Origin of the sequence: Thalassococcus sp. BH17M4-6 (genome assembly GCF_049323015.1) — a bacterium.
Classification (GTDB): Bacteria; Pseudomonadota; Alphaproteobacteria; order Rhodobacterales; family Rhodobacteraceae; genus Puniceibacterium.
The window spans coordinates 205,227-231,850 of record NZ_JBMPGU010000007.1 but is presented as its reverse complement, the minus strand read 5'-3'; the positions used below and the strand labels follow the sequence as shown (position 1 = coordinate 231,850).

Annotated in this window: 24 protein-coding genes; 8 read left to right on the top strand and 16 right to left on the bottom strand. The window is 66.5% G+C overall.

Features of this window, described 5'->3' with window-relative positions; all coding sequences use genetic code 11:
- Complete coding sequence (locus ACOXXX_RS12330; RefSeq protein ID WP_422826889.1) at positions 1-1,113, bottom strand: S-(hydroxymethyl)glutathione dehydrogenase/class III alcohol dehydrogenase; 1,113 nt, start codon at positions 1,111-1,113, stop codon at positions 1-3.
- A gap of 153 nt (positions 1,114-1,266) precedes the next feature.
- On the opposite strand from ACOXXX_RS12330, the gene ACOXXX_RS12325 reads away from it, so the two are divergent.
- Positions 1,267-1,881, top strand: a complete 615-nt coding sequence (locus tag ACOXXX_RS12325; RefSeq protein WP_422826888.1) for a hypothetical protein — start codon at positions 1,267-1,269, stop codon at positions 1,879-1,881.
- A 4-nt stretch (positions 1,882-1,885) separates the two neighbouring features.
- Here the strand turns inward: ACOXXX_RS12325 and ACOXXX_RS12320 are convergent, their stop codons facing one another.
- Positions 1,886-2,935 (bottom strand): quinoprotein relay system zinc metallohydrolase 2, encoded by a 1,050-nt coding sequence (locus tag ACOXXX_RS12320; protein ID WP_422826887.1) that lies wholly within the window; start codon positions 2,933-2,935, stop codon positions 1,886-1,888.
- A 133-nt stretch (positions 2,936-3,068) separates the two neighbouring features.
- Here ACOXXX_RS12320 and ACOXXX_RS12315 point away from each other — a divergent pair, with 133 nt between their 5' ends.
- Positions 3,069-3,878 carry a quinoprotein dehydrogenase-associated SoxYZ-like carrier gene (locus ACOXXX_RS12315; protein ID WP_422826886.1) on the top strand — a complete coding sequence of 270 codons (810 nt, stop codon included), beginning with the start codon at positions 3,069-3,071 and terminating at the stop codon, positions 3,876-3,878.
- A 263-nt stretch (positions 3,879-4,141) separates the two neighbouring features.
- Here ACOXXX_RS12315 and ACOXXX_RS12310 read toward each other — a convergent pair whose 3' ends face one another.
- The 14 genes from ACOXXX_RS12310 to ACOXXX_RS12245 form a co-directional block, all read right to left on the bottom strand.
- Complete coding sequence (locus tag ACOXXX_RS12310; RefSeq protein WP_422826885.1) at positions 4,142-4,492, bottom strand: hypothetical protein; 351 nt, start codon at positions 4,490-4,492, stop codon at positions 4,142-4,144.
- On the bottom strand, positions 4,489-5,139 hold the full coding sequence (locus ACOXXX_RS12305; protein ID WP_422826884.1) for a hypothetical protein: 651 nt from the start codon (positions 5,137-5,139) through the stop codon (positions 4,489-4,491). Before ACOXXX_RS12305 ends, ACOXXX_RS12310 begins: the two co-directional genes overlap by 4 nt.
- 44 nt (positions 5,140-5,183) lie before the next feature.
- On the bottom strand, positions 5,184-7,439 hold the full coding sequence (locus ACOXXX_RS12300) for a PAS-domain containing protein (RefSeq protein WP_422826883.1): 2,256 nt from the start codon (positions 7,437-7,439) through the stop codon (positions 5,184-5,186).
- Positions 7,436-8,593: an FIST N-terminal domain-containing protein gene (locus tag ACOXXX_RS12295; RefSeq protein ID WP_422826882.1), complete on the bottom strand. Its 1,158-nt coding sequence runs from the start codon at positions 8,591-8,593 to the stop codon at positions 7,436-7,438. Before ACOXXX_RS12295 ends, ACOXXX_RS12300 begins: the two co-directional genes overlap by 4 nt.
- A gap of 27 nt (positions 8,594-8,620) precedes the next feature.
- Positions 8,621-9,346, bottom strand: a complete 726-nt coding sequence (locus ACOXXX_RS12290; protein ID WP_422826881.1) for a response regulator — start codon at positions 9,344-9,346, stop codon at positions 8,621-8,623.
- A 112-nt stretch (positions 9,347-9,458) separates the two neighbouring features.
- Positions 9,459-10,097, bottom strand: a complete 639-nt coding sequence (gene gfa / locus ACOXXX_RS12285) for an S-(hydroxymethyl)glutathione synthase (protein ID WP_422826880.1) — start codon at positions 10,095-10,097, stop codon at positions 9,459-9,461.
- 89 nt (positions 10,098-10,186) lie between these two features.
- Positions 10,187-11,398, bottom strand: coding sequence for a hypothetical protein (locus ACOXXX_RS12280; RefSeq protein ID WP_422826879.1), 1,212 nt, complete (start codon positions 11,396-11,398; stop codon positions 10,187-10,189).
- Entirely contained in the window at positions 11,395-12,081 is a 687-nt protein-coding gene (locus ACOXXX_RS12275; protein WP_422826878.1) for a hypothetical protein, read from the bottom strand. The genes ACOXXX_RS12280 and ACOXXX_RS12275 overlap by 4 nt, the downstream gene beginning before the upstream one ends.
- A complete protein-coding gene (locus tag ACOXXX_RS12270) occupies positions 12,078-12,977 on the bottom strand; it encodes a VWA domain-containing protein (RefSeq protein WP_422826877.1) in 900 nt (299 codons plus the stop codon). Before ACOXXX_RS12270 ends, ACOXXX_RS12275 begins: the two co-directional genes overlap by 4 nt.
- Positions 12,974-13,927, bottom strand: a complete 954-nt coding sequence (locus tag ACOXXX_RS12265; RefSeq protein WP_422826876.1) for a VWA domain-containing protein — start codon at positions 13,925-13,927, stop codon at positions 12,974-12,976. The genes ACOXXX_RS12270 and ACOXXX_RS12265 overlap by 4 nt, the downstream gene beginning before the upstream one ends.
- Positions 13,920-14,276 (bottom strand): hypothetical protein, encoded by a 357-nt coding sequence (locus ACOXXX_RS12260; protein WP_422826875.1) that lies wholly within the window; start codon positions 14,274-14,276, stop codon positions 13,920-13,922. The genes ACOXXX_RS12265 and ACOXXX_RS12260 overlap by 8 nt, the downstream gene beginning before the upstream one ends.
- A gap of 3 nt (positions 14,277-14,279) precedes the next feature.
- Complete coding sequence (locus ACOXXX_RS12255) at positions 14,280-15,185, bottom strand: DUF58 domain-containing protein (RefSeq protein WP_422826874.1); 906 nt, start codon at positions 15,183-15,185, stop codon at positions 14,280-14,282.
- Positions 15,182-16,138, bottom strand: a complete 957-nt coding sequence (locus ACOXXX_RS12250) for an AAA family ATPase (RefSeq protein WP_422826873.1) — start codon at positions 16,136-16,138, stop codon at positions 15,182-15,184. Before ACOXXX_RS12250 ends, ACOXXX_RS12255 begins: the two co-directional genes overlap by 4 nt.
- Before the next feature lie 94 nt (positions 16,139-16,232).
- On the bottom strand, positions 16,233-17,153 hold the full coding sequence (locus tag ACOXXX_RS12245; protein WP_422826872.1) for a hypothetical protein: 921 nt from the start codon (positions 17,151-17,153) through the stop codon (positions 16,233-16,235).
- Between the two features lie 200 nt (positions 17,154-17,353).
- Here ACOXXX_RS12245 and ACOXXX_RS12240 point away from each other — a divergent pair, with 200 nt between their 5' ends.
- The 6 genes from ACOXXX_RS12240 (at position 17,354) to ACOXXX_RS12215 (ending at position 26,587) form a co-directional block, all read left to right on the top strand.
- Complete coding sequence (locus ACOXXX_RS12240; protein WP_422826871.1) at positions 17,354-17,812, top strand: (2Fe-2S)-binding protein; 459 nt, start codon at positions 17,354-17,356, stop codon at positions 17,810-17,812.
- A 3-nt stretch (positions 17,813-17,815) separates the two neighbouring features.
- The gene (locus ACOXXX_RS12235; protein ID WP_422826870.1) at positions 17,816-19,987 is read left to right on the top strand and encodes a molybdopterin cofactor-binding domain-containing protein; all 2,172 of its coding nucleotides are present in this window, start codon (positions 17,816-17,818) and stop codon (positions 19,985-19,987) included.
- A complete protein-coding gene (locus tag ACOXXX_RS12230; RefSeq protein WP_422826869.1) occupies positions 19,984-20,583 on the top strand; it encodes an Isoquinoline 1-oxidoreductase subunit in 600 nt (199 codons plus the stop codon). Before ACOXXX_RS12235 ends, ACOXXX_RS12230 begins: the two co-directional genes overlap by 4 nt.
- A 130-nt stretch (positions 20,584-20,713) precedes the next feature.
- Positions 20,714-21,757, top strand: coding sequence for an efflux RND transporter periplasmic adaptor subunit (locus ACOXXX_RS12225; RefSeq protein WP_422826868.1), 1,044 nt, complete (start codon positions 20,714-20,716; stop codon positions 21,755-21,757).
- A 4-nt stretch (positions 21,758-21,761) separates the two neighbouring features.
- Positions 21,762-24,800 carry an efflux RND transporter permease subunit gene (locus ACOXXX_RS12220; protein WP_422826867.1) on the top strand — a complete coding sequence of 1,013 codons (3,039 nt, stop codon included), beginning with the start codon at positions 21,762-21,764 and terminating at the stop codon, positions 24,798-24,800.
- Positions 24,797-26,587 carry a gamma-glutamyltransferase family protein gene (locus tag ACOXXX_RS12215; protein ID WP_422826866.1) on the top strand — a complete coding sequence of 597 codons (1,791 nt, stop codon included), beginning with the start codon at positions 24,797-24,799 and terminating at the stop codon, positions 26,585-26,587. Before ACOXXX_RS12220 ends, ACOXXX_RS12215 begins: the two co-directional genes overlap by 4 nt.
- The last annotated feature ends 37 nt before the right edge of the window (positions 26,588-26,624 follow it).

The following is a 26,624-nucleotide window of genomic DNA, read 5'->3' as shown; positions in this document are numbered from 1 at the left end:
TCAGAACTCCACCACGGCGCGGATGGATTTGCCTTCGTGCATGAGGTCGAAGCCGTGGTTGATCTCGTCGAGGCTCAGCTTGTGGGTGATCATCGGGTCGATCTCGATCTTGCCGTCCATGTACCAGTCGACGATCTTCGGCACATCCGTCCGGCCCTTAGCGCCGCCAAAGGCCGTGCCGCGCCAGTTGCGGCCGGTCACCAGCTGGAACGGCCGGGTCGAGATCTCGGCCCCCGCAGGCGCCACGCCGATGATCACGGAGGTGCCCCAGCCCTTGTGCGCGCATTCCAGCGCCGTGCGCATCACGCCGACGTTGCCCGTCGCGTCAAAGGTGTAATCCGCCCCGCCCTTGGTCAGTTCGACCAGGTGCGCGACCATGTCGCCCTCGACGTTCTTGGGGTTCACGAAATCGGTCATGCCGAAGCGGCGCGCCATCTCTTCCTTGTCGTCGTTGAGGTCGACCCCGACGATCTGGTCGGCGCCCGCCAGCCGCAGCCCCTGGATCACGTTGAGCCCGATGCCGCCCAGCCCGAAGACCACGCCGCGGCAGCCGATCTCGGCCTTGGCGGTGTTGATCACCGCGCCGATGCCGGTGGTCACACCACAGCCGATGTAGCAGATCTTGTCGAAGGGCGCGTCCTCGCGCACCTTGGCCAGCGCGATCTCCGGCACCACGGTGTGGTTGGCGAAGGTCGAGCAGCCCATGTAATGGTGGATCGGCGTGCCATCCAGCATCGAGAACCGCGTGGTGCCGTCGGGCAGCAGGCCCTCGCCTTGCGTGCTGCGGATCGCCTGGCAGAGGTTGGTCTTGCCGCTGAGGCAGTATTCGCATTCGCGGCATTCGGGGGTGTAGAGCGGAATGACGTGATCGCCGGGCTTCAGCGAGGTCACGCCCTCGCCCACCTCCATCACCACGCCCGCGCCCTCGTGGCCCAGGATGGCGGGAAAGATACCCTCGGGGTCGTCGCCCGACCGGGTGAATTCATCGGTGTGGCACAGGCCCGTCGCCTTGATCTCCACCAGAACCTCGCCCGCCTTCGGACCCTCGAGGTTCACCTCCATCACTTCCAACGGTTTCCCGGCCTCTAAGGCCACGGCAGCTCTCGTGCGCATGCCAACTCCTCCCAGTCGTCAAGTCGCTCTTACGGCGTTGCGATCACTTTACGACCCCGCCGAAACCGAACAACTGCGACAATGGTTGGTATTGCGAGACATGGACACGACCACGGCGGTCGCGCATAGTTTCCACCAAGGGAGAGAGCTTTGATGACATTCGCACGCGCACTGATTTTCGGCCTCGCCTCCATGGGGTTGGGCCTGCCCGCCACGGCGGCCGACTTTTCCGATCCGACATGGCCCTGCATCCAGCGCAAGGTGGGAGCGCTGTCGATGGGCCTGATGTGGCCGGTGCAGATGGACGAGGACATGCCGCTGGACCCGGCGCTGCGCGCCGCGGCGGACCAACTGGCCGAGACGCTGGCCTTGCGCCGAATCGATCTGGAGACGGCAGAGGGACTTGTCGGCGACTTCGCCGACACGCACGAGGCGGACATGGCGGTGATGAGCTACGTCTTTTCCCGGGTGTTCCGCACGCTGAACACCCGCCGCACGGCGCTGATCGAGGGGATCGGGGAATACTCGCTCAGCCAGATCGCCCGGTCCGAACGGATCGATGAAACCCGCGCCCGGATGGACACGCTGATGGCCGCCGAGGAACCGGATTTCGACGAGGTTGACCGGCTCGAGGAACAGGTGGACTGGGACGAACGCATCTATACGGATCGTCAGAAGTCGCTGACCTATGTCTGCGAAACCCCGGTCCTGCTGGAAAAGCGCCTGTATGCCGTGGCGCAGATGCTGACCGCGGCGGCAAAGGACTGAGCGGTCATTCCCACTCAAGCTCGGTAAAGGCATTGGTGGCGTTGCGCGGATTGTAGGCGTCGAAAAGCGCCCAGCGGGGCCGTTCGCTTTCGGCGATGGTCAGGACCGCGTCGCCCAGTCGTACCCCCGCATCAAGCGCCTGCCGGGTATCCGCCGCCAGAACATCCAGATAGCGCTGCATCGGTTTCGCGGCGTCCGGCCAGTCGAGCACCGGGCCGCCATGCCCGGGCACGACCCGGGTGACCGGCAGGGCCGCCATGTCGGCCATGACCCGCTGCCAGCCGCGCAACGACCCGTCGAGCGCCGGAAGATGGCGCTGAAACACCAGGTCCCCGGCGAAGAGCAGGCCCGAGCCTTCGTCATGGACAGTGAGATCGGTGCCTGTGTGCGACACCGGCCAGGTGCGCAGGGTCAGGATGCGGCCACCGCCCAGGTCGATCTGCGTCCGGTCCTCGACCGCCAGATCGGGGCGAGGCGCGCGGGTGCCGACAAAGGCTCCGGGCCCGACCAGCGTCGCGATGCTTTCCAGGTAGTTGGCCTGCCGGTCGAGCAGCGCCCGCGCCAGCGCGGCATTGGCCACGACCTGCGCGCCCGCCTCAACAAACACCGACGCACCCAGCACATGATCGGGGTGCATATGTGTGAGGATGACGTGGCTTACCGGCAGATCGGTCCGCGCCCGGATCGCCCGCCAGACGCCTTCGCCGACAGCGCGGGTGGTGCCGGTGTCGATGACCGCCACCGATTCCTGCCCGATCACAAAGCCGATATTGGCGACATCGCCAAGGTTGTCCCGGTCCGGCTCTGCGATCCGGCCCAGATGCACAAAGACGCCGGGCGCGGCTTCCTCGAAATCCAGCGCCGTACCTACGGGGCCGCAGCGCGGCGGAACGCCAGGCGCGAGCGTCGGGAAAAGCGCGACAAGGTCGGGCGCCTGCGCCCTCAGCGCCTCGGCGCAGGTGCTTTGCGCTGACGCCTCGAACCCCGGCAAGAGCACCTCGCGGCAGGCCGTCGGATCGGCCACAAGACAGAGGGAAACAAGCGCTTCGAACATATCGGCCCCCGGGCTTTGCACGCCCTATCCTGCGCTTACACGCTTTGGTGAACCACACATACGATAGGCGTTATGTCAATTTTCCGGAATATGTGGCATACAGCGGCCCAAGGGATACGAGGAGGAGACCACCGTGAGACTGATTCAAGCTGCTGCCGTGGCCGTTCTGATCGCGGGATCGGCGCTGGCCGCCGACGACCTGCCGAAAAACCCACTGATCGACGGTGAAAGCTGGGCCGATCTGCGCGGCGATGTGGTGGGCGATGCCACCATCGCGGACGGCAGCGCGGTCTTCACCGTCGACGCGCCCTACCGCGCACATGACGCCGCGACCGTGCCGATCCTGATCAAGCAGACCGACATGGACGCCCATATCGCCCGCGCCACCGTGGTGATCGACGAAAACCCCGCCCCCGTGGCCGGCGAGTTTGTGTTCGGCGATGCCTTGGCGCCGCTCAACTTTGAAATGCGGGTGCGGGTGAACCAGTATTCCAACGTCCGGGTGCTCGCGGAAACCGACGAGGGCCTGTTGATGAACGGCCGCTTCGTAAAGGCGTCGGGGGGCTGTTCCGCACCGGCCAGCCGCGATCCCGAGGTGGCGCTGGCGTCGATGGGACAGATGAAGCTCAAGCTCTTCGGGACAGAGGCGCAGATGTCGACCCCGCGGCGCGAGGCGCAGATCATGATTCGCCACCCGAACTACTCGGGCTTGCAGCGCGATCAGATCACCCAGCTGTTCATCGCGGCGCATTTCATCGACACGATCGAGCTCTACCAGGGTGAAGACATGCTGTTCACCATGACCGGCGGCATCTCGATTTCCGAAAATCCGGTGTTCCGGTTCGAATATGACGACAACGGATCGACCTCCCTGCGGGTGCGGGCCACCGACACCGAAGGCAACGTGTTCGAGCAGGAGTTACCGAAAGCCGCGCAATCCTGATGCCTGGACGGTTCGATCGCGACACCTGACAGCCAATACAGAGATCCACTCGGCGCCATCCCTCGGGCTGGCGCCGTTTTTCTTGAGAAAAACGGCCCGGAAATTTCAAAATTTCCGGTCTGCCTTGGGGCCCTCGGTCCCGACTATAGCATTTCGCGTCAACTCTGGATCACTTAACACTGCCTGAAATCAAAGATTTCAACGCGTTAAGTGATGCATCATGTATCAGGTCAACGCGAAACGCTAGAAACAAACGCGAAACGCTAGAAACAGATGATCTCGGCCTCGGCTTGGGCGCGGCGCAGGTCTGCAACGATGGCCGCCGCCATGGCCGACGACCGGAAGATCGCCATCCGCTCCCCCCCTGTCAGCCGCATCGACAGCACGGTTTCCGCCTCGACATACTTGTCGTAGGGCAGGATCGACGCGATCGTGTCGATGGAACAGGAACACTGTTCCAATGCCGTCCGGCTTTGCCCGTTCGTGGCCATGCAGCCAAAGATGTAATCGGCCCGCGCGGCGGTGGGGTAGTCGTTCAGCCGCTCCTCGACCGTCTGCGCGGTGGCGGGCGCTGCGAGGGCGGCGGCGATCAAAAGGGTGACACCGGCCTTCATTCCGCGTCTTCCAGCGTCTCGAACGTCAGGACGGATTCGTAGGCAGACGCCTTGGCGGACAGGCTGTGGTACCAGCCCGGCACCTCGTCGGACATGGTGACGGTCATCGCCATGTCGCCAAAGCCCTGCATCCGGTCGACGTTGGGGTCGCCCTCGAAGGGGCGCAGGGTCACGCTGGTCGTGGCGATTGTGCGCCCGTCGAACTGCGCCTCGCCGGGCACCGCGTCGGTCGGGGTTACAAGCGCGTCCTTGATGCGGTTGCGGATGTAGAAAAGGCTTCCGCCCGCGGATTCACCCATGTCGCGTGCCACGGTTTCCACGAAATACATGATCATCGGGTTGCCGACGCTGGCGGGAAATTTTCCCAGATTTCGGTATTTGTCGCCCTGCTCGAACCGCAGGAACGCGGTCGGTGCGCTGCCCTCCTCGACCTGCAGGACCACGCGCCCTGTGTCGCGCGGCCCGGTGTCGGGCTTGATCGCATTGGTCACCTCGCGGTCATAGACCAGTACCGCGTCCCGGGGCACGTCATCCAGCGTGCCGTTCTTGAACAGCAGATCGTAGGTTTCGGTGCCCGACATTTCGGCCCAGGCGGGCGTCAGCGTCAGACAGGCCGCAATGCATGCGGAGCCCAGTATTCTCAACATTCGAAGTCCTCCCGATTGGCAGGTTAGCCCACGCGTGTGGGGTGTCATGCGATACTTTTGTCTGTGGCGCCCCGGCTGGCCGGGCCCGCCGGCTGACCGCGCGTCTTCCAGTCGATGAGCGGGCGCAGCCGCGCCAGCTGCACGGGTTTGGTCAGGACGGTGAAATCCTCTTCCTCTCCGATCCGCACCAGTTCGGGCCCGCGTTCGGCGGTGATCATGATGGCGGGCACGTGGATGCCCGTCGCCTTGCGGATGGCGCGGATGGATTTGACCCCGGTGTCATCGCCATCGAGCTGAAAGTCCACCAGAAGGATGTCCGGGGCCATGCCGATGTCCTGCACCAACGCCAGCGATTCGGCGGTCGACGCGGCGGCCAGCACGCTGGCGCCCCAGCTTTCCAGCTTTTGCGTCGTGGCGAAAAGCACGTAAGGGTCGTTCTCGATCACCATGGCGATCAGGTTCATGTCCTCATCGTTCACATCGCGCGGCGACGGCAATGCGGCGACGACGTGATCGGGCTTCGGTACCATTTCCATCCCGATGGAAAACACCGACCCGACCCCGGGTTTGGACCGGACCTGCACCGTGTGCCCCAGATGGCGGCAGGTGCGGTCGACGATCGACAGGCCCAGCCCCATGCCAGACCCGGGGGCGACGTTGTCGGCGCGGGTGAATTCCTCGAAGATGCGCGCCTGGTCCTTGTGGGAAATGCCCATCCCGGTGTCCCAGACCTGCAGGATCACCTGGTCGCCGCGGCGGCGGCAGCCGACAAGGATGCGTCCGTTGTCCGTGTACTGGATCGCGTTCACCACGAGGTTCTGCAAGGACCGCAGCAGGTAGCGCTGGTCGCTTTTGACCCAGACCGAGGATGGCACCACGTCCAGCCGGATGCCCTTTTTGCGCGCGACCGGCGCATGATCCTCGATGATGCCCTGCATCAGCGTGCCCAGGCAGACGTCACTTACTGTCAGCGCGCTTTCGGTGCTTTCCAGCCGCGAAATGTCCAGGAGCGCGTGCAGCAGCGATTCAATCGACGCAAAGGATCCGTCCAGCCGCTCGACCGTCGGTTCGAGGCTGGTGTGTTCGGCCATGTCCCACAGGGTCGAGATCAGCAGTTTCGCGGCATTGATCGGCTGCAACAGATCGTGGCTCGCCGCCGCGAGAAAACGCGTCTTGGACGACACCGCCGCCTCTGCCGCCTCCTTGGCGATGCGCAACTCTTCCTCGACCCGGGCCTGCAGCTTTGACTGTTCGGTCAGGCGCTGGTTGGCGCTGGTGAGTTCCGAGGTGCGTTCCTCGACCCGCTTTTCCAGCATCTCGGTCGCGCGGCTTTCCAGCGTCACATCCTTGATGTCGACCAGGAACCCGCGGTCGGGCAGCAGGTTGGCCTGCAGGTCCAGCACCCGGCCATTGGCGTGGCGCAGGCGCTTGCGCAGGCGGCCTTCGGTGCGCAGGCGGTAGGGCCAGCGGTCGATATCGGTGATGTCGGCCTGCAGCAGCAGCCCCTTGTTCTGCACGAATGTCAGGATCTGCGGAAAGGTCGTGCCCTTCTGCACCAGCGTGAAGGGCAGGCCCAGCAGTTCGCGGAACCGGTCGTTCTGGATCATCACCGTGCCGCCGCGGGTGAAGGTGCAGATGCCCGACGACATGTTGTCGAACGCCGCTTGCAGGTAATGTGCCTGCATGTCGATCAGCTGGTCCTTTTCTGACCGGTTCTGGCGTACGATTTCAGTGATTTCGGTCTGCAGGACGATCACATTGTCGGCCGAGGTGTGCTGCAGCCCGATCTGGAACCACCGGTCGTCGGACAGGTCCACGACGAAAGACACATGCGCCGAGGTCCCCAGCGCCTTGCGCGCTTCGGTCAGATCGCGGCGCAGGCGGTCTTCGCTGTCGGCCAGATCGCGCGACCCTTGCATGAGGTCGAAATACCGCTCGATCCGCAGACCGCTTTCGATCTCGGCGGCGATATCCGGCAGCAGCGTGCGGAAAAGGTCGTTGCAGACCATCAACTCGCCATCGCTGAAAAGGGCAAAGCCCCCTTCCATCGCCGACAGCGCATCGGTCAGGTTCTTCTGCGCGCGCTCGCGGTCGGTCCGTTCAAGCTCCAGCGCGTTGGACGCGCGCTCCAGATCGCGGGTCTTGGCCCAGACCTGCCCTTGCAGGGCGATGGCCGACTGGAACGCCGCATAGGCCGACTGTCCGACATCGTGCTGATGGTTCGAACGGCGCACCAGCGCGTCGATGATCTTGGCCTGCCGCGCGACCTGCACGTCCAGGGGTTCGCTGGGGTCGATCAATGCAGATCCCTTTTCTTCGGCTCGAAGAAGGCCACGCCCACGAAGGTCTGGTTCACATGCACGCCGCAGGTCTGTTCGCCGTAGGTGTTGAAGCCCAGAACCTTGTGATTGCGAAAGATCTCGGACACCTCGCCGCTCAGCTGTTTCTGCTCGATCTCGAGTTTGCGCAGCACGCAGTCGAAGCCAAGGATGAAATCCGGCGGGCGGCCCTGGCTGCTTTTGACATCGAGCCCGGCCTCGAGCGTCCGAAGGATTTCCTTGCCCCGGCCCAGCGTCAGCAGAAGCCCGTCGTCGATGGCCGACAGGAACGACAGGGCGTGCGCGCCGGGCGCCTCCTGGATGGCGCGAACGTGGTAGTTCATGTTGTTGCGCACCAGGATCGGGTTTTCCGCAAAGACCTGCGGCGACAGATCGTCGACCCCGACCCCCACCAGCCGTGCGTATTCCGGCGCGGCGGGCGCGCCGTTCAGCTCAAGCACGAGACGTTCCTCGGGCACCGCATGGGTAACGACCATCTGCTTTTCGGTCGGCAGGAAGTGATCGAAGCCCAGACCGGTGAATTCCAGGTCCGTCTCGAGGATCAGCAAAAGCGCGGCGTTGGTGTGAAACGCCCCGCCCTGCAGCACGAAGGTTTCGCGGAAATGCAGACCGTTGCCCGCCGATCCGCCAAACACCGGCATCTCGTCCAGCCCCATTTCCAGCGCCATCACAAGCATGTCTTCCTGCTTGGACAGGCCGTCGGCAAAGATCAGCGCCAGGCGGCTCCAGTCGGCGGTCTTGCGGAACTGCGTCGCGGTGCGCCGGGCATCTGCCGCGATCTGCTGGATCGACATCGGTTTCAGCGGGTCGATCAGCAGCGACGCGCAGCGGAAATGCCGCTTCGGGAAGGTGATGATCAGCAACGCTTCGGTGTCGTAGCCCGCGGGCGTGATCTGGCCGGCGGTCGTGCATCCGAAGACCGGCGTGCCCTCCAAGTCGCGGTCCAGCGCGTGGGCCAACCGGTCAAGGTGCAGCCCGTCGGGGATCAGCACCAGTGCAAAACAGATGTCGCCGGTGTCCAGTTGCGACACCGCGTCCTGCACCGCCGCATCGGCGTCGCGTTCGTAGGACACGGCGACCCCCACGGATGCCGGTCTGGAAAGGCTTTGCAGCATTGCGGCCCCCGTCTGGCGCTGTGGTTCCTACTGGCTGAGGAAGGCGCGGGCGTCCGCGTCCCCCATGACCGCGCCGTTGTCGGCATTGGCGCTTTCCACCAGCACCGCCGCCTGGGTGCGGTTCTGCACCCCCAGCCGCCGCAGAAGCGCGGTGATATGCGCCTTGACCGTCGCCTCGGCGAGGTTGAGCTCATAGGCGATCTGCTTGTTGGGCTTGCCCGCACAGATCAGCTTCATGATCTTGGTCTGCTGCGGCGTCAGATCGGCCAGCCGCTGGTTGCCGCCATCGCAGTTGAGCGGCCGCGCCTCGGTCCCGCCGGTCTTCTGGTATTCCTTGGGCAGGTATTTGCGCCCGGCGCTGACGTCCGACAGCACCTGCCGCAGCACCTGCGCCGACGCATCCTTGGGCAGGAAACCCGCCGCCCCCGCATCCATCACCGCATGCACGATATCGACCGACGTCAGCGAAGAGATGACAAGGATCGGCGTGTCGGGGATGCGGTCGCGCAAGGACTGGAACCCGCTGATGCCGGTCACGTCCGGCAGCTTGAGGTCGAACATCACCAGATCGGGTTCGACCCCGTCATCCAGCAGTTTCAATGACTCGCCCAGAGATTTCGCTGTCTCGATCTCGCAATCCTTGAACACATGCCGCATCGCGGATGCCAGTGCATCGCCGTAAAGCGGATGATCATCGACAATGATCACGGACCTGATGCGGCCCGCTGGCTGCGCCACCGGTTCATGTTTCATGGCTGTCTCCTCCCGACGCGAAGGCTAGCAAGCGCGGCGGCACGAGGCAACTGCAACGCGTGCACGATCGCGTTTGCCAGCCACCCCTGCCGTTGCCCGGGCCGCTGGCCCGTCAGGCCTTGAGCTTGCCGTTGGCTTTGCCGATATGGGTCGCGATGGCATCCATCAGCGCCGGCGACAGGCAATCGTACGGCGGCAGGCCCAGTTCCGTCAGACGGCCGCGCACCGCGTCCATGCGGCTGGGGTCATAGCCCTGCTCGATGATCGACGACACGAAGGCGGCGAATTCCGGGGCGGACCAGCCCGAAGCATCCGACAGCTCCGTATGCACGAAATCCAGCCCGTGGAACGGATGGCCCGTGTCCTCGATCCGGCCGTACATGTGCACGCCGCAGCCCTTGCAGGCATAGCGCTGGATCGCGGCATGCGGATCGACCCGGTCCAGCTTGCGGCCGTTTTCGGTGACCGACACCCTGTCGCGCGACACGACAGCGACCTGGCTGAAGGGCGCGCCCTCGGGCTTCCAGCACTTCGAACAGCCACAGACGTGGTTGTGCGCGGTCTGCGCGCTGATCGCCACGACGACCTTTTCGCTGGGGCAATGGCATTTCAGCTCGCCGCCGCCAAAGCTGGACGATCCCGGCTGCACGCCCCTGTCGACCGCCGGGTGGATGTGCACGCCGTCGAATTGCGGCGGGCGGGTGTCCGAACTGTCGTCACCGCCGCCGAATAGGTTGGATAAAAGTCCCATGGAAAGTACCTCCCTTGGCCGCTGGCCGTGGTTATTCGTATTATCGGCGCGGCAGACACAGACTGCCCAGCCCCCGCCGCCCTGACAATTTAACCGATGGTATCGGTGTTGGACGCGCCCTTGCGCCCGGCGGCGGCAAAGCGACCCGCGAAATCGCGCGCGTCGAACTTGGGCCGCCCGGGGGAAAAGATTGCACGGTCCAGCCGGTCCAGCAAGCCCCGGCGCATCGCACCCATCCCGTCGCGACGTCCAAGCCCCTGTGCCGCCCGACGCAGGGCGGTCAGGTCGTCCCGCCGCGCGGCCCGCCAAAGGGCGCGACGCAGCGGATCGAAGGGCGGTAGTCTTTGCAACGCCTGCCAACCCTCGAACCGCCGCCCCAGCAGGATCGCCACCAGACCACCCGCCAGCGCCAGGGCAAAGGCCAGGCCGATCACCCAGGGATGAAGCTGAGCGGGCTCTGGCGGTCTGCTCGCGGCGGGCAGGTCCGCCTCGTTCATCGCCACCCGCTGGGCCGAGATCGTGACGGTGCGCGGCACCCGGTTGCGGGTGTCGAAAAAGTTGAACGCTAGCGGTTCGATGATCGCCGAGGTGTCGTTGGTGGGCCGGATGGTCCAGCGCCAGAAGGCCACGGACACCGGGCCTTCGGGCGACAGTTCGACCAGCCGCTGTTCGGGATGCGCAAAAATCATCGCCGAGGGCGAGTTGAGCTCGGGCATGGGCGGGATCATGTCGGGGCCGACGCCCACCGCCTCGACCCGGATGATGCGCAGCACGCCTTCCCCCGCGCGCAGCTGATCGGGCGCGTTGGACCAGCGGTCAGACACCCGCAACTGGCGCACCGGGAACCACCAGTCGTCTGTCGCCGGTGCCGGGGCGACCTCGATCGTGATCGGATCGGACCGGATGTCGTGTTCGAACCAGTCGTCGCCTTCATCCGTCAGGGTCAGATGGTGCACGAAGGGGCCGATGGTCAGACGCCCCGCCTTTTCGGGATAAAGCGCCATGCGCCGCTTGAGGTTCTTGACCTTGAGCCCGTTCACCTGCGTGTCGTACCAGTGATCCTCGCCCAGTTGCATCCAGTTGAAATCGGCAAGATCGGGCTGCTCCAGGCTTTCCAGCGTCACGTGACGGCGGTACTGTCCGTGGATCGTGATCAGGATCATCTCTTGCGTGTAAGGCACCACGTCGGCGTTCGCGACGGTGACAGTCAGGCTCAGCTCGCCCGGGAACACCTCGCGCGTTTGCGCCTGTGACGTCGCGGCGGCGATCATCAGAAACAGAGTGGCGAGAAACAGTCTCATCTTGGATCCTCGGGGTCGGGCGGCAACAGGCCAAGATCGCGGCGGCGCTTGAATTCATGGGTGATGCGCGCCGCCAGATAGTCGCCGGGCACGTCCGACAGAGTTGCCAGCCAGCGTTCGTTCGCCACCATGAACTTGTCGTCAAAGACCCGGCGGATGCCCAGCCGACCCCGGCTCCTGAGTTCGGGCAGGCCGATCAGCGCACCGGCATTGGTGCTTTCAGATCCGCCCCCGGCCGCCCGCGCATTCCCCTGCGCGACCGAGGCCAGAACATCCTCGCCATCGCCATCCTTTTCGGTGAACCACGCAAGCGGCGTTTCGGGGTCAAGCGCCAGACCCGCGTAATAGGCCGACAGCAGGTCGAAATTCGCCGAGGCCGCGGGGTCGCCCGACAGCCGCGCCATGTCATAGGCCTCGAGCGCGGCGGCATAGTCGCGCTTGTGCGCCCGGGCGTTTCCGGCGTTGAACATCTGCCCCGCCGCGCGAAACGCCGCCTCGGCCCCGGTCCAGTCGCCCGCCCGGTAAAGCGCCACGCCGCGCCATGCGGGGTCAGACAGGAACGGGCTTGCCAGCCGCGGCAGTCCCGCCCCCAGCAAGGCGCGGCCCAGTGGCGCGCTGCCGCCCAGCAGGGCCGACGCCCCAAGGCAGACAGCCGCGGCCAGGATCAGCCACCGCACCCTCATGCCAGCCCCCGCCGCCGGAACAGCATCAGCACCGGGATCAGCGCCAGCAGCAGGACATAGCGCCCGTAATCGGCCCAGAACAGCAACGGGTAATCCTGCTGTTCCAGCCGCTCGCGCCCCGACTGGCGCAGGAACGCCGCCAGATCGTCGGTCTGGTCGGTGTCAAAGACCTGTCCGCCGCCGGTCCGGGCCAGCACCGCGACCGTGTCGCCGGGTGCGGCGCTGACCACCGAAAGGCGGGCGCCCTGTGCCGCGATGGCCGCCGCCTGCTCCAGCGCCGCAGGTCCCAGCCCGCCGCCGTCGCTGATCAGCACGACATCACCGGCGAGCACATCGGCATCGCGCAGCATCCGCGCGGCAAGCTCCAGCCCACGTTCCGGGCGGCTGCCGGGGTTGGGCAGGGTGTCGCCGTCGATCAGCGAAAAGGTCAGGCCAAGCTGATCGGTGTCCCCGGTCATGTCGGTCGCCACATAGGCATCGCCGCCAAACACCACGAGGCCCGCAGGCCGCGACCCCAGCGCCGCGATGCCAAAGCGGCCCATGGTCTGCAAGGCGGGCCAGCGCTCGGACTCGAGCATCGAGGGCGAGGCATCCAGCACAAAGACCACCCCATCAAGGTTGCGGAACGCCGCGGCATCCCGCCGTTCCACCGCCGGGCCGATCAGCGCCAGCGCGATCAGCCCCGCCGCCACCAGCGCCGTCAGCCCGCGGCGCGCGGCGCTTTGCGCATCGACACGGCCCAGGGCGCGCAGGGCCCGCATCATCGCCGGATCGACCACCTTGTTCCAATCGCCCAGCCCCGCCTGTCTACGCCGCAAGACGACCCCCAGCAGCACCAGCGCGGGCAGCAGCACCAGCCAGACGGGCCGCAGCAAGGCGAGATCGGGAAGGCTCATTCCTCCCTCCAGGCCAGCCACATGCACAGCACCGCCGCCAGCGCGGCGGGCCAGATCCAGAACTCGGCAAAGACCTCCGCGGCCAGCCCATCGCTGTCCGTCGCCTCGAGCTGATCGAGGGCGTCGGCCACCCGCTGCAGATCCTCGGTCGTGCGCACGCGAAAGCTCTGCCCGCCGCTGAGCTCGGAAATCGCGCGCAGCGTGGCGGCGTCGACGACGCCGTTTTCGCCGGGGGCGGAATCGGTGAGGTCCTTGGGACCCAGCGCGATGGTGTGCACCCGCACGCCCAGGGTCGCGGCCAGCCCCGCCACCCCGCGCGGATTGGTGGCCCCGGCGTTGTTGATCCCGTCAGACAGCAGGATCACCACCTTGCTGGCGGCGTCGCTGTCCTGCATCCGTTTGAGCGCCAGTCCCAGCGCGTCAGACATGTTGGTGGCCCGGCCGGAAATGCCGATCACCGATTCCTCGATGCGCCGGGCGATGGCCTCGGTATCGAAGGAAAACGGCGCGGCATAATAGGCCTCGGACCCAAAGACGATCAGCGCGACCCGGTCGCCGGCGCGGCGCCGGGCGAAATCCGCGCCGACGCGCTGCACCGCCTCCAGCCGAGTGATGGCCTCACCGTCGAGAAAGAAATCGTCGCGCACCATCGAGCCTGACAGATCAAGCGCGATGGCGAGGTCGCGCCCCGATACCTTGAGCGCCGGGATGGGTTCCAGCTGTCGCGGCCCCGCCAGTGCCACGATCAGCAGCACCCAGATGCCCCAGGGCAGCGCGCGTCGGCGCCAGACCGGGGCCTGCGCCGCGCCCGCACCCGCCAGGATGCCCTGCCCGATGCGGTCGGGCACGAACAGGGCCGCCCCCTGCGACGGCTGCGGCGGCAAAAGCCGGATGACCAACCACGGCAGCGGCAGCAAAAGCAGAAAAAGCGGCGCGGCAAGCTCAAGCATGGCGGTCGACCTCGGCCCGCAGCGTGTCGAGGTCGGGCAGGCCGCCGGGCTGGTAGAGCCGCGCGGCGATCTCGGCATAGCGCGCGGGCGCGGCGGTCTTGAGCCGGTGCAGCAGCGCCAGCCGCTGATCCTCTTCCGGCAGGTCCGCAAGGGCTGCCGCGCGCCGTCTATCGCTCGTTCGGGCCGACGTCACCCACCGCGCCGCGCATCCCAACAGGGCAGCGAGCAGCAGCCCGAGCGCCAGCGCGGTCAGCAGCTCGCCCAACAGACCGCCCGCGGCCTCGGACGGCAGGCGGATGTCGCGCAGCCCGGCCAGCATCGCCTCTTCGGTCAATGCGCGGTCGGCCATGGCTCAGGGCTCCCTGTCGGGGGGAAACGCGGCCTGCAGCAGGCGCGCGGTGTCGGCCGGCGCGGCTCCGCTGTCGAGGGCGAGCGCCGGAAACCCGGCGATCCGTTCATCCGTGGCGGCTGCGGGGCGCGCGCCGTCACCGATGCGGGCGCGGGCCCGCCTGCCGCCGGGCAGGCGGATCGGATAGCTGCCGGGCGGAAGGTTGGCGGCCACATTGTCCCGGATCAGAACCAGACGCGGCACCCGCCGCTGAGCCAACTCCATGAGCCTGTCCGGCAGGCCGTCACCCGGCGTGTCAAAGCCCGACGCGATGACCAGTTCGGCCCCCGCCGGGGCGATACGGGCCAGCCGCGACAGCCCTGCATCCAGCGCCGGGTCGTCGCGTTCCCCGGCCAGCGCCAACTGCAACGCCGCGTCATGGGCGCGGACCATGCCACCGATGACGCCCAGCATCCCCTTGGCCCGTCCTCGGACCGGCACCGCGACGGGCGGGCCGGCGCCCAGCGCCAGCAACCCGACGCGCCCGCCCTCTTCGATCACCCGCCAGCCGATAAGGGCCAGCGCCTCGGCCGCGGCGACGGACCGAAAGGCCCGGCGTGTGCCCCAATGCATCGCGGGCCGGACATCGAGAACCAGCAGGGTGACGCGGTCACGCTCTTCCTGAAAGCGGCGCACGTGCAGGGTGCCGGTGCGGGCGGTGCTGCCGCGATCAAGATGGCGGATATCGTCGCCTTCGACATATTCGCGCACATCCGCCACTTCCTGCCCATGGCCGCGCCGTTTGGTCACGAAGCCGCCCGGCAGTGCGGAGAGAGTGGCCTCGGCCCCGCGCGCCGTCGCCAGACCGCGCAGCGCGATCAGCGCCTCGGCCCGAAGCGCCACACCCGGAGCGTCGAGCGCAGCGCTCACAGCGCCTCCACGGTTTCAAGCACGTCGGCGATCAGCATCCTCGCGTTGCGCCCCTCGGCCACCGCGCGCCAGGTCATGACGATGCGGTGGGCCAGCGCGTCGGGCGCCACCTCGGCCACATCCTCGGGCAGCGCGAAATCCCGGCCCTTCAGAAACGCCCGCGCCTTGGCCGCCGCGGCCAGCGCCAGCGATCCGCGCGGGCTAACCGGATGGTCGATATCCTGCGCGAAAGGATCGGCCCGTGTCGCCGTGACCAGCCGCACGATATAGTCGCGCAAGGGCGAGGACAGATGCACCGCCATCGCCGCCTTGCGCGCCGCGCGCACATCCTCCGGTGTGACGCGCGTGGGGATCGTGCCCACGGTCTGCCCCTCGGCCTCGACCAGATCGAGGATGCGCCGTTCGGTCCCCGCATCGGGCAGGCCCAGCACAACATGCATCAGGAACCGGTCAAGCTGGGCTTCGGGCAGGGGAAAAGTGCCGTCGTGTTCGATGGGGTTCTGCGTCGCGACCACCAGAAACGGATCAGGCAGCGGCATGGTCTGGTTGCCGCTGGTCACCTGCCCTTCGGCCATCGCTTCCAAAAGCGCCGACTGCACCTTGGGCGGCGCGCGGTTGATCTCGTCCACCAGCACGAGGTTGTGAAAGACCGGGCCGGGCACAAATTCGAATTCTCCGGTCTGCGGACGAAAGACCGGCGTGCCGGTCAGGTCCGACGGCATCAGGTCGGGCGTGCACTGGATGCGGGCGAACCCGCCTGTCATCGCCTCGGCCAGCCGCTTGACCGCGCGGGTCTTGGCCAGCCCCGGCGCGCCCTCGATCAGCAGATGCCCCCCCGCCAGCACCCCGATCAGCAGCCGTTCGATCAGCACCTCGTGGCCGATCAGGCCCTGCGCCAGATGCCCGCCGAGCGTGGCGATGCCCGCCGCATCCGCGTTGGTCGTTGCGTCCATGTATCCTCCCGCGTGCCGCTTTGGGCTTATGGTTTCGGCCAGCCTAGCCCAGCGCCCGGTTTCCACAAATAGCGCCGTAAGTCTATGGTCGCGGTCAGTCGGCCAGCGTCAGGCAATCGGCGTCGAAAAGCAGGCCAAAGCGGCTGTCGGCCACGGTGGCCGCCGACCGGACCATCAGGTCGTCGAAATGGCGTTCGATATAGGTCAGGAAATCAGGGCTGGTGGTCTGTTCCACAGGCGCCAGCGCCACCGCGTGCAGCATGAAGGCATCGAACGGGCACAGGCCCTTGGGGTTGGAGCTGAGCAAGCGCTGCATGTAGCTCTCCGATTCCCACGGCAGCCGACGCAGGTCATAAGGCACCTCCTGCAACTTGGAGCGGAAGGCCGCCTTGCGGTCGAATTGCAGGATGTCCATGCCGAAGGTGAAGGTCTGGAACAACTCCTCGATCAGGATCGAGCGGTAGAAGGCCGCCTCGAGCGCGCTTGGCGTGCCCGGGGCGGGCTGTTTGACCATCACATGCGTGCCGGCCCCCAGACGGCCAAAGAAGGTCTGCGCCATCGCCGGCGACGCGGCGCTGTAGACCCGGTTGCGCGGCAGACCAAGCTGATAGGCCTCGTTCAGCCAGAACAGATCGTCGGTCAGCGCGCTGTTGGGCGGGCGGCCGGAAAACAGCCGGATCACGACCGTTCGCCCCGACCCGCACAGCCGCGCCGTCGGCCCGGCAAAGCGCATCGGCACCGGCTTGCGATGCACGGTCGCCAGCAGGCTGCGAAACTGGTTGATGACCTGTGCCGTCAGGGGGTGGGGCCGTTCGCCGACCAGGCAGATCGACGCCCCGGCAAGCGTCCGCCCATGGATGCGGACGGGGATCGACATGTCACGCCCGATCATCGTCGTGCGCAACTCGTATCCCCAGCCCTGCCGCGCCAGTTCCAGCACCTCGGCCCGGCCCGCCGTGGCCGGTGTCCCCAGGATCAGGGTCAGGAATAGAATAAGCTGTGCCAGTCGCGCCATGGTGCCCCGCTTGCGTCTGTCCAAAAGACTAGCGCAGCCCCCGCAGGATTTCCAAAACCTTCGCGATCACAACTTCGGGTGAGGGGTCACGCTGCGGAAAACAGATAAATATGGGCGGCGCTGAAGTGCGGGCTATCTCTAGCCTCAAGACAACTGCAGAATTGCTGGCTGCGCGCGCGAACACGCGAGGGAGGAATGACATGACGGCTTTCACGATCAATGGACAGGACGTTTCCGTCGATGTCGAGGACGACACACCGCTCTTGTGGGTGGTGCGTGACGAACTTCGGCTGACCGGAACGAAATTCGGTTGCGGCATCGCGCAATGCGGGGCCTGCACCGTCATGGTCGACGGCATGCCGCGCCGGTCCTGCGTGACCCCCGTGGGCACCGTCGACGGCGCGGACATCCAGACCATCGAAGGTCTCGACGGCCCCGAGGCGCAGGCGGTTCAGGCCGCATGGGAAGGGCTGGACGTGCCGCAATGCGGCTGGTGCCAGTCGGGCCAGGTGGTCAGCGCCACCGCCCTGCTGCGCGAGGTGCCCAAGCCGACCGATGCCGATATCGACGATGCCATGGCCGGGAACGTCTGCCGCTGCGCCACATACGTACGCATCCGCAAGGCGATCCATGACGCCGCAGACATGCTGGAGGGTTAAGCCATGACCATGCAAACACGCAGAGCTTTCCTTGCCACCGGCTCCGGCCTGATGATCGGCCTGATGCTGCCCCGGGGCGCCAGGGCGCAGTCCGGTGCCGCGGCGGTGCTGACCCGCGACGACGTGGGCGAAGGCACCTTTGCCCCCAACGCCTTTGTCCGCGTCAGCGACGACGACACGGTGACGCTGATCTGCAAGCACATCGAATTCGGGCAGGGCCCGTTCACCGGCCTTGCGACCCTCGTGGCCGAGGAGATGGACGCCCGATGGGACCAGATGCGTGCGGTTTCCGCCCCCGCCAACAACGAACTTTACGCCAATCTCTTTTTCGGGCTGCAGGGCACCGGCGGATCGACCGCGATGGCCAATTCCTACACCCAGATGCGGCAGGCGGGTGCTGCCGCCCGGGCGATGCTGGTCGCCGCCGCGGCCGAGAAGTGGGGCGTGGACGCCTCTGAAATCGACGTGGTCGAGGGCCAGATCGTGCATGCGGGCAGCGAACAGGCCGCCAGCTTCGGTGAGCTGGCCAATGCCGCCGCGATGCAGCAGGTTCCGGTGGAACCCGCACTCAAGAACCCGTCGGAATTCCGGCTGATCGGGAAGGACCTTCCCAAGCTCGATACCGAGGCCAAGTCGAACGGTACGGCGACCTTCACGATGGATGTCTACCGCGACAACATGCAGACGGTCGTGATCAAGCACCCCGAAGTCGTGGGCGCCACCGTGGTCAGCGTCGACGACAGTGCCGCGCTTGAAGTGCCGGGCGTGGTCGCGGTGCGGCAGATCCCGCAGGGCGTCGCGGTTTACGCCAACTCGACCGCCGCCGCGCTCAAGGCGCGCGGGCTTTTGCAGGTGGAGTGGGACACGAGCCAGGCCGAAACGCGGTCAAGCGACCAGATTTTCGCCGATTTCTCGGCCGCGGCAAGCGAGCCGGGCGTGGTAGTCGAGGAGGCGGGCAATTCCGCCGAGGCGCTCAATGCCGCGGCACAGACGCACGAGGCCGAATATCACTTCCCCTACCTCGCCCACGCGCCGATGGAGCCGCTCGATGCCGTGCTCGAACTGCGCGGTGACGAGGCCGAGATCTGGATGGGGGCGCAGTTCCCCGGCGTGGATCAGGGCGCCGTGGCGAATGTACTGGGGCTGGATCCGGCCAACGTCCGGCTGAACGTCATGCTGGCGGGCGGGTCTTTTGGCCGCCGCGCCCAGACCTCGCCGCAGATCGGGCTTGAGATCGCGCAGATCGCCAAGGTCGCGGGCGGCGACGGTGCCTGGAAACTGATCTGGACCCGCGAGGACGATCTGACCGGCGGCTACTATCGGCCGCTGACCGTGCACAAACTGCGCGGCGGGATCGATGCCGATGGCAACATCAGCGGTTGGGAAAACACCATCGTGAACCAGTCGATCATGCTGGGCACGATGATGGATCAGGGCAAGTCCGACGGCAAGGACCCGACCTCGTACGAAGGGGCGATCAAGATGCCCTACGACCTGCCCGACCTGACGGTGAACTGGGTGCGTCAGGAAAGCCCGATGTCGGTGCTCTGGTGGCGGTCGGTGGGGCACACCCACACCGCCTTTGCGACCGAGACGTTTCTGGACGAGCTTCTTGAAAAGGCCGGAAAGGACCCGGTTCAGGGTCGCCTGGATCTGATCAGGGACGACGCAGGACGCGACCGCGCGGTGCTGGAAAAGGTGGCCGAGATGGCCGGTTGGGACGGCACCCGTGTCAAGGGTGACCGGGCCTACGGTGTGGCGCTGCACGAAAGTTTCAACACCTACACCGCGCAGATCGTCGAGATATCGGACGATGGCGGCATGCCCCGGGTGCACAAGGTCTGGTCCGCGGTCGATTGCGGTGTCGCGGTCAATCCCAACGTCATCCGCGCGCAGACCGAAGGCGCCATCGGCTACGGCCTCGGCTCCGCGCTCTTCAACGAACTGACGCTCGGCGAGGGCGGCGTGGTGCAGGAACGCAACTTCGACACTTACCGGATGCTGCGGATCCACGAAATGCCCGAGGTCGAGGTCGAGATCATCGCCAGCGACGCCGACCCCACCGGTATCGGAGAGCCGGGCACCCCGCCCATCGCCCCCGCGGTCGCCAATGCCTGGCGCGCGCTGACCGGCCAGGCGGTGCGCCGCCTGCCCTTCACCAAGGCAGGAGTGTGATCATGCGGTTTCTTCTGGTATTTGTCCTTCTGGGCAGCCCCGCCTTCGCCGCCGGTCACGGCGATCTGAAACCGGTCAGCGAATTTGCCGGGATAGAGGACGAGGCGGCGCGGTCCGTCGCGATCTTCGAAGAGATGCTCAAGGTCATCGAGCATCCGCGCTGCCTGAACTGTCACCCGGCGGGCGACAGCCCGCTGCAGGGGGACGACATGCACCCGCACATGCCGCCGGTGGTGCGCGGTGTCGCGGATTTCGGCGCGCCGGGCATGTACTGCACGACCTGTCACAGTTCGGAAAACGTGGAATTCGTGACGGGCGACGGGTCGATCCCCGGACACAACCCCTGGCAGCTGGCCCCGGTTGAAATGGCCTGGGTCGGCAAGACCGGCGCAGAAATCTGCGCACAGCTCAAGGACCCCGAACGCAATGGCGACCGCGACCTGGCCGAGATTCACGAACACATGGCCGAAGACGGGCTTGTCGGCTGGGGCTGGGACCCGGGCGCCGGGCGCACCCCCGCCCCTGGCACGCAGGCCGCGTTCGGTGAACTGACGCAAAGCTGGATCGACACCGGCGCGGTCTGTCCGCAGGACTGACCCCCGCTCAAACGCGACGCGGCATCAAGACAGCGGCCCCCGGGTGCCGCTGTTTTCTTTTGAGCTAAACCGATTAGTTTGGTATCGCCGAAGCAGCGGCCTGTTCCGTCCCAACCGGAGATGCGATTTCATGAAACCCGTCCTGGCCCTTGCCACCCTTTGCATCGCCCTGGCGGGCGCGGTCTGCGCGCAGGAGGATGCCGCGCCGAAACCGGTCAAGCTGATCACCCTGTCGCCGCAGCAGAACGCGATCGAACGGGAATTCTTTGGTCAGGTGGTCGCCCGCCAGACGGTCGACCTGGCCTTTCAGGTGGCCGGGCAGATCGTCGAACTGCCGGTCAAGGAAGGCGCGCGGTTGTCCGAGGGCGATCTGATCGCGCAGCTTGACCTGGAACCGTTTCAGTTGCGGCTGGATCAGGCCCGGCTGGAAAAGGAACAGGCCGACCGCAGGTTGGAACGGCAGCAAGCACTCAGCAGCGCGGCGGTGTCCGAGGCCGCCATAGAGGATGCCCAGACCGCAGCGAACCTGGCCGACATCGCGGTGCGCGACGCCCAGCGGGCGCTTGATCTGGCAGAACTGACCGCGCCCTTCGACGCGCTGGTGGCCACACGCAATGTCGCGAACTTTTCGACCGTAAGCGCGGGCAGCCCGGTCGTGCGGCTGCACGACATGTCCGAAACCCGGATCGAGATCGAGGTGCCGGAACTCCTGTTCCGCCGCGCGCAGGACCCCGACGCGGTCGAGCTTTTGGCGAGTTTTCCGGGCCGCGACGAACGTTTGCCGCTCGAAATCCGCGAATTCCAGGCCGAAACCTCGGCCGTGGGGCAGACCTATACCGCGACGCTGGCGGTCCAGGGCGCGGTCGATCCGACGATCATCCCCGGCGCGTCGGCCACGGTCGTGGCGCGCCAGCCGGTGAGCGATCAGGTCGTGACCCTGCCCGCGTCTGCGGTGGTCATCGCGCCCGATCGCAGCACGTCCGTGATGGTTTTTGAGCCGGTGGGCGCGGACAGCGGCACGGTGCGGCAAATGCCGGTGGAGTTGCAGACGCTTGAAAACGGCATGCTGGCCCTGACACAGCCGCCCGACAGCGCGATAGAGGTGGTCGCCGCCGGGGCCAGCCGCCTTGAGGACGGACAGGCGGTCAGACGGTTCACCGGATTCGGGAACTGAGCCGATGGGAATCGCGCGCGCCGCCATCGACAAGGCCCTGTTGACCTGGATCCTGATGATCGGCTGCCTGCTGAGCGGCATCTGGGGCTTTTTCGACGTGGGCCGCCTGGAAGACCCGGCCTTTACCATCAAGGAGGCGGTGGTCATCACCCGCTATCCCGGCGCGTCCGCCGCGCAGGTCGCGGTCGAGGTGTCCGAACCGCTGGAATCCGCGATCCAGCAGATGGGCGAGGTCGATACCATCCGGTCGACCAACGAACCGGGCGTGTCCACCATCAATGTCGAGGTCAAGAGCACCATCGGCGGCGATGAGCTTCCCCCGGTCTGGAACAAGCTGCGCAACCGCGTCGGCGACGCGGCGGGCGATCTGCCGAACGGCGCACTCGAACCGATGGTCAACGACTCCTTCGGCGACGTGTTCGGGATCTTCTTTGCCATCACCGCGCCGGGCTTTTCCGATGCGGAAAAGCATGCGCTTGCCACCTTTCTGCGGCGCGAGCTTCTGGCCGTGGACGGGGTGGCGGATGTGGAAACACAGGGCCTGCCGCCCGAGGCGATCTTTGTCGAACCGTCGCTTGCACTGACCTACAACCTTGGGGTGCCGCCCGGCGCGATCATCCAGGCGGTCGCCAATGCCAACGTCGTCAGCCAGGCCGGATCGCTGGACCGGGGTCCGCGCCGCACGCCGATCCAGGCGCCCTATGGTTCGGATTCGGTCGAGGATATCGCCGGGCTGTCCATCGGTGTCGGCGGCGAGGTCCTGAACCTGTCGGACATCGCCCGCGTGTCGCGCGAACGCGAAGCCTACCCCCGGCAGATCATCCGCTTAAACGGTGAGGAGGCGTTCACCCTGGGCGTCGCAGGCCTTGCCAGCGAAAACATCGTCGAGGTCGGCAACCGCGTCGATGCGCGGCTGGCAGAGCTGAGCAACGAGATTCCAGAAGGCGTGCAATTGCACCCGATCTATCAGCAGCACGTGGTTGTGGACGAGGCCAGCAGCGCCTTTCTGGTCAATCTCGCGATGTCCGTGGCCATCGTCGTGCTGGTGCTGGCCGTCGCCATGGGCTGGCGCGCGGCCATCGTCGTGGGCACGACGCTGTTGCTGACGGTGGTCGGTACACTCTTTTTCATGGCAATCTTCGGGATCGAGATGGAGCGGATTTCGCTGGGCGCTCTGATCATCGCGATGGGGATGCTCGTCGACAACGCCATCGTCGTGGCCGAAGGCATGCAGATCCGCATGGGCCAGGGGGTGAAATCCCGCGATGCCGCTGAAGAGGTCGGCGGCAAGACGCAAATACCTCTGCTGGGGGCCACTGTGATCGGCATCATGGCCTTTGCGGGCATCGGCCTCAGCCCCGATGCGACCGGTGAATTCCTGTTCTCGCTTTTCGCCGTCATCGGCATTTCGCTGCTGCTCAGCTGGGTGTTGGCAATCACCGCGACGCCGCTCTTGGGGCATTACCTGTTCCGCGTCGGATCGGGCGGCGGCGACGACGATGCCTATGGCGGCGCGTTCTTCCGCGCCTATGCGTCGATCCTGCGCGGCGCGCTGAGGGTGCGGCTTTTGGTGGTGGCGGCGCTGATCGGGATCACGGTGGTCTGCTTCATCGGGTTCGGCCAGATCAAGCAACAGTTCTTTCCCAATTCCAACACGCCGCTTTTCTACGCGCATCTGACCATGCCGCAGGGCGCGCCGATCCACGCGACCGCGGACCAGCTGGCCCGGATCGAAGAGTGGCTGAAGGCGCGCGATGACGTATCATCGGTGGCCAGCTTCATCGGCCAGGGCGCTACGCGGTTCATGCTGACCTACGGGCCCGAGGCGACGAACCCCGGCTACGGCCTGCTGATCATCCGCACCGACACGATCGAAGACATCCCGGCCCTGCGCGACGACCTCATCGCCTTTGCCGCCGACGCGCTGCCCGAGGGGCTGTTCCGGACCGAACGGCTGGTCTTTGGCCCCGGCGGCGGCGCGCCCATCGCGGCGCGGTTCAGCGGACCGGACCCTGTGGTGCTGCGCCAGCTGGCGGCCGAGGCGACCCAGGCGATGCTGGCTGCGTCCGACAACCTGATGCACCTGCGCACGAACTGGCGCGAGCCACAATTGGTATTGCGTCCGGTCTATGCGACCGAACGCGCCCAGGCCGCGGGCATCGCGCGCGAGGATATCGCCGCCGTGCTGCAGTTCGCCACCGACGGCACGCGCGCGGGCGAATACCGCGAAGGCGAACGGCTGATCCCGATCATCGTGCGCGAACAGGACAACGAGGCCGACCTGATCAGCCAAGTGATCTATTCCGACGCGGGCAACGCCTTTGTGCCGATGGAACAGGTGATCGACGGCTTGCGACACGAGGTTCAGGATACGCTGATCCACCGCCGCGACCGGCTGCCCACGATCACCGTCGAGGCGGACATTCCCGCCGATGTGACCGCCGCCGAGGTGCACAGCGCCATCCGCGCCGCGGTCGAGGCCATCGAACTGCCGGTCGGATACGGCTTCGCATGGGGCGGCGAATTCGAAAACTCGACCGAAGCGCAATCGAGCCTGGGCCAGCAACTGCCGCTGAGCTTTCTGGTCATGGTACTGATTTCGATCTTCCTCTTCGGGACGCTGCGCCAGCCGCTGGTGATCTGGCTGCTGGTGCCGATGTCGGTCAACGGTGTGGCGCTGGGGCTGCTGGGCACCGGTTTACCCTTCACATTTACCGCGCTTCTAGGTCTGCTCAGCCTGTCGGGCATGCTTATCAAGAACGGCATCGTCCTGGTGGAAGAAATCGACCTGGTGCGTGCCGAGGGCGTCGAATTCACCGAAGCGGTGGTGCAGGCCTGTGTCAGCCGGGTGCGTCCCGTGCTGCTGGCGGCGGCGACGACGATCCTTGGCATGCTGCCGCTTCTGTCGGACGCGTTCTTTGCCAGCATGGCGGTGACGATCATGGGGGGCCTCGCCTTTGCCACGGTCCTGACCCTGATCGCCGCGCCGGTCTTTTATTCCTTGCTGCTACGACGCAGCGCACAACGACAGGCGGCGGCATGACCTTTACCACCCGACCCGAAATCACCGGCACCTTCGGGGTCGCGACCTCGACCCACTGGATCGCCTCCGCTGTTGGGATGCGGATGCTGGAGCACGGCGGCAATGCCTTCGATGCGGCTGTGGCGATGGGATTCACGCTGCATGTGGTCGAACCGCATCTGAACGGGCCCTTGGGCGACATGCCCGCGCTGATCTGGCCTACCGACGCCGACCGGCCGGTGATGATCTGCGGCCAGGGGCCTGCCCCCGCAGGCGCCACAATCGCGCATTACCGGGGCGAGGGGCTGACCCTGATCCCCGGGTCGGGGCTGCTTGCCACCGTGATCCCCGGGGCCTTCGACGCCTGGATGTTGATGCTGCGCGATCATGGCACGATGGCGCTGCGCGACGTGCTGGAACCGGCGATCCATTACGCCCGCCACGGCCATCCGCTGCTGCCCCGGGTGGTGAACACCATCGCCGGGCTGGCGGATTTCTTTCGCGACGAATGGCCCACTTCCTTCGCCACCTGGATGCCCGGCGGCGCGGTGCCCGAGGCAGGCGCACTTTTCCGCAACCCGGCGCTGGCGGACACCTGGGACAGGCTGCTGGCCGAGGCAGAGGCCGCACCGACCCGCACGGCGCAGATCGACGCCGCGTGCAAAGCGTTTTCCCAAGGCTTCATTGCCGAGGCGATTGACGATTACCTGCGCGACGCCTGCGTGATGGATGCCGCGGGTGGCCGCCGCAAGGGCGTACTGACCGGGCAGGACATGGCCGGCTGGCAGGCCGGATATGAACCGCCGGTGCCCACCGATTACCACGGCTGGACCGTCTGGAAGGGCGGGCCGTGGACGCAAGGCCCGTCACTGCTGCAATCGCTGCGGGTGCTGTCGGGCTTGGACGTGGGCGCGATGGACCTGAACGGCGCCGCCTTCGTCCATACCGTGACCGAGGTGATGAAGCTGAGCTTTGCTGATCGCGAGGCCTATTACGGCGACCCGCTTCACAGCGAGATCCCGATGGAAACGCTGCTGTCCGACAGCTATGCCGCCGCGCGGCGCGCTCAGTTAAGTGACCACGCCTCGACCGAGCAGCGGCCCGGCCAGATCGCGGGGCTCGAGGCGCTGGCACAGGCGGCGGTGACCCGTGCCGCCACGGATTTCGGCACCGGTCCCGGCCCCGGCGCGGGCGAACCGACAATGGCGCATCTGACCGAACGGCGCGGCGACACGGTGCATATCGACGTGATCGACCGCTGGGGCAACGCCGTGTCGGCCACCCCGTCGGGTGGCTGGCTGCAATCGTCGCCGGTGATCCCTGGCCTTGGCATGCCGCTCAATTCCCGGGCGCAGATGTTCTGGCTCGACGAGGGTTTGCCGACCTCGCTGGCGCCCGGGCGGCGGCCCCGCACGACGCTGTCGCCGTCGATGGCTCTGGGGCCGGATGGCACGCGCATGGCCTTTGGCACCCCCGGCGGCGACCAGCAGGACCAATGGCAACTGATCTTTCTGCTGCGCCTCATCCATGGCGGTCTGAACCTGCAGGAAGCCATCGATGCGCCGCTCTTCAATACCGCGCATCTGCAGGCGTCGTTCTACCCGCGCGGCACCCGCCCCGGGCACCTGATGGTTGAACCGAACTTTGGCACGTCGGTGATCGACGACCTGCGCAGGCGCGGTCACGCGCTCGAAGTGGCGGAGCCCTGGACCGTCGGTCGGCTGACAGCGGCCGCACGCACGCCGGACGGCCTTTTGCGTGCCGCCGCCACGCCACGGCTGATGCAGGCCTATGCGGTTGGCCGCTAACCGCGCAGTGCGACCCCGGTGCCCTTGACCCCACCAT

What these genes read in the sequence shown, in the direction of transcription:
- ACOXXX_RS12215 (WP_422826866.1), top strand. Translation starts at nt 24,797, where the DNA reads ATGACCTTTACCACCCGACCCGAAATCACCGGCACCTTCGGGGTCGCG.
- ACOXXX_RS12225 (WP_422826868.1), top strand. Translation starts at nt 20,714, where the DNA reads ATGAAACCCGTCCTGGCCCTTGCCACCCTTTGCATCGCCCTGGCGGGC.
- ACOXXX_RS12330 (WP_422826889.1), bottom strand. Translation starts at nt 1,113, where the DNA reads ATGCGCACGAGAGCTGCCGTGGCCTTAGAGGCCGGGAAACCGTTGGAA.
- ACOXXX_RS12290 (WP_422826881.1), bottom strand. Translation starts at nt 9,346, where the DNA reads ATGAAACATGAACCGGTGGCGCAGCCAGCGGGCCGCATCAGGTCCGTG.
- ACOXXX_RS12265 (WP_422826876.1), bottom strand. Translation starts at nt 13,927, where the DNA reads ATGCTTGAGCTTGCCGCGCCGCTTTTTCTGCTTTTGCTGCCGCTGCCG.
- ACOXXX_RS12260 (WP_422826875.1), bottom strand. Translation starts at nt 14,276, where the DNA reads ATGGCCGACCGCGCATTGACCGAAGAGGCGATGCTGGCCGGGCTGCGC.
- ACOXXX_RS12220 (WP_422826867.1), top strand. Translation starts at nt 21,762, where the DNA reads ATGGGAATCGCGCGCGCCGCCATCGACAAGGCCCTGTTGACCTGGATC.
- ACOXXX_RS12240 (WP_422826871.1), top strand. Translation starts at nt 17,354, where the DNA reads ATGACGGCTTTCACGATCAATGGACAGGACGTTTCCGTCGATGTCGAG.
- ACOXXX_RS12305 (WP_422826884.1), bottom strand. Translation starts at nt 5,139, where the DNA reads ATGTTGAGAATACTGGGCTCCGCATGCATTGCGGCCTGTCTGACGCTG.
- ACOXXX_RS12275 (WP_422826878.1), bottom strand. Translation starts at nt 12,081, where the DNA reads ATGAGGGTGCGGTGGCTGATCCTGGCCGCGGCTGTCTGCCTTGGGGCG.
- ACOXXX_RS12280 (WP_422826879.1), bottom strand. Translation starts at nt 11,398, where the DNA reads ATGAGACTGTTTCTCGCCACTCTGTTTCTGATGATCGCCGCCGCGACG.
- ACOXXX_RS12245 (WP_422826872.1), bottom strand. Translation starts at nt 17,153, where the DNA reads ATGGCGCGACTGGCACAGCTTATTCTATTCCTGACCCTGATCCTGGGG.
- ACOXXX_RS12295 (WP_422826882.1), bottom strand. Translation starts at nt 8,593, where the DNA reads ATGCTGCAAAGCCTTTCCAGACCGGCATCCGTGGGGGTCGCCGTGTCC.
- ACOXXX_RS12325 (WP_422826888.1), top strand. Translation starts at nt 1,267, where the DNA reads ATGACATTCGCACGCGCACTGATTTTCGGCCTCGCCTCCATGGGGTTG.
- ACOXXX_RS12320 (WP_422826887.1), bottom strand. Translation starts at nt 2,935, where the DNA reads ATGTTCGAAGCGCTTGTTTCCCTCTGTCTTGTGGCCGATCCGACGGCC.
- ACOXXX_RS12250 (WP_422826873.1), bottom strand. Translation starts at nt 16,138, where the DNA reads ATGGACGCAACGACCAACGCGGATGCGGCGGGCATCGCCACGCTCGGC.
- ACOXXX_RS12235 (WP_422826870.1), top strand. Translation starts at nt 17,816, where the DNA reads ATGACCATGCAAACACGCAGAGCTTTCCTTGCCACCGGCTCCGGCCTG.
- ACOXXX_RS12310 (WP_422826885.1), bottom strand. Translation starts at nt 4,492, where the DNA reads ATGAAGGCCGGTGTCACCCTTTTGATCGCCGCCGCCCTCGCAGCGCCC.
- gfa (WP_422826880.1), bottom strand. Translation starts at nt 10,097, where the DNA reads ATGGGACTTTTATCCAACCTATTCGGCGGCGGTGACGACAGTTCGGAC.
- ACOXXX_RS12270 (WP_422826877.1), bottom strand. Translation starts at nt 12,977, where the DNA reads ATGAGCCTTCCCGATCTCGCCTTGCTGCGGCCCGTCTGGCTGGTGCTG.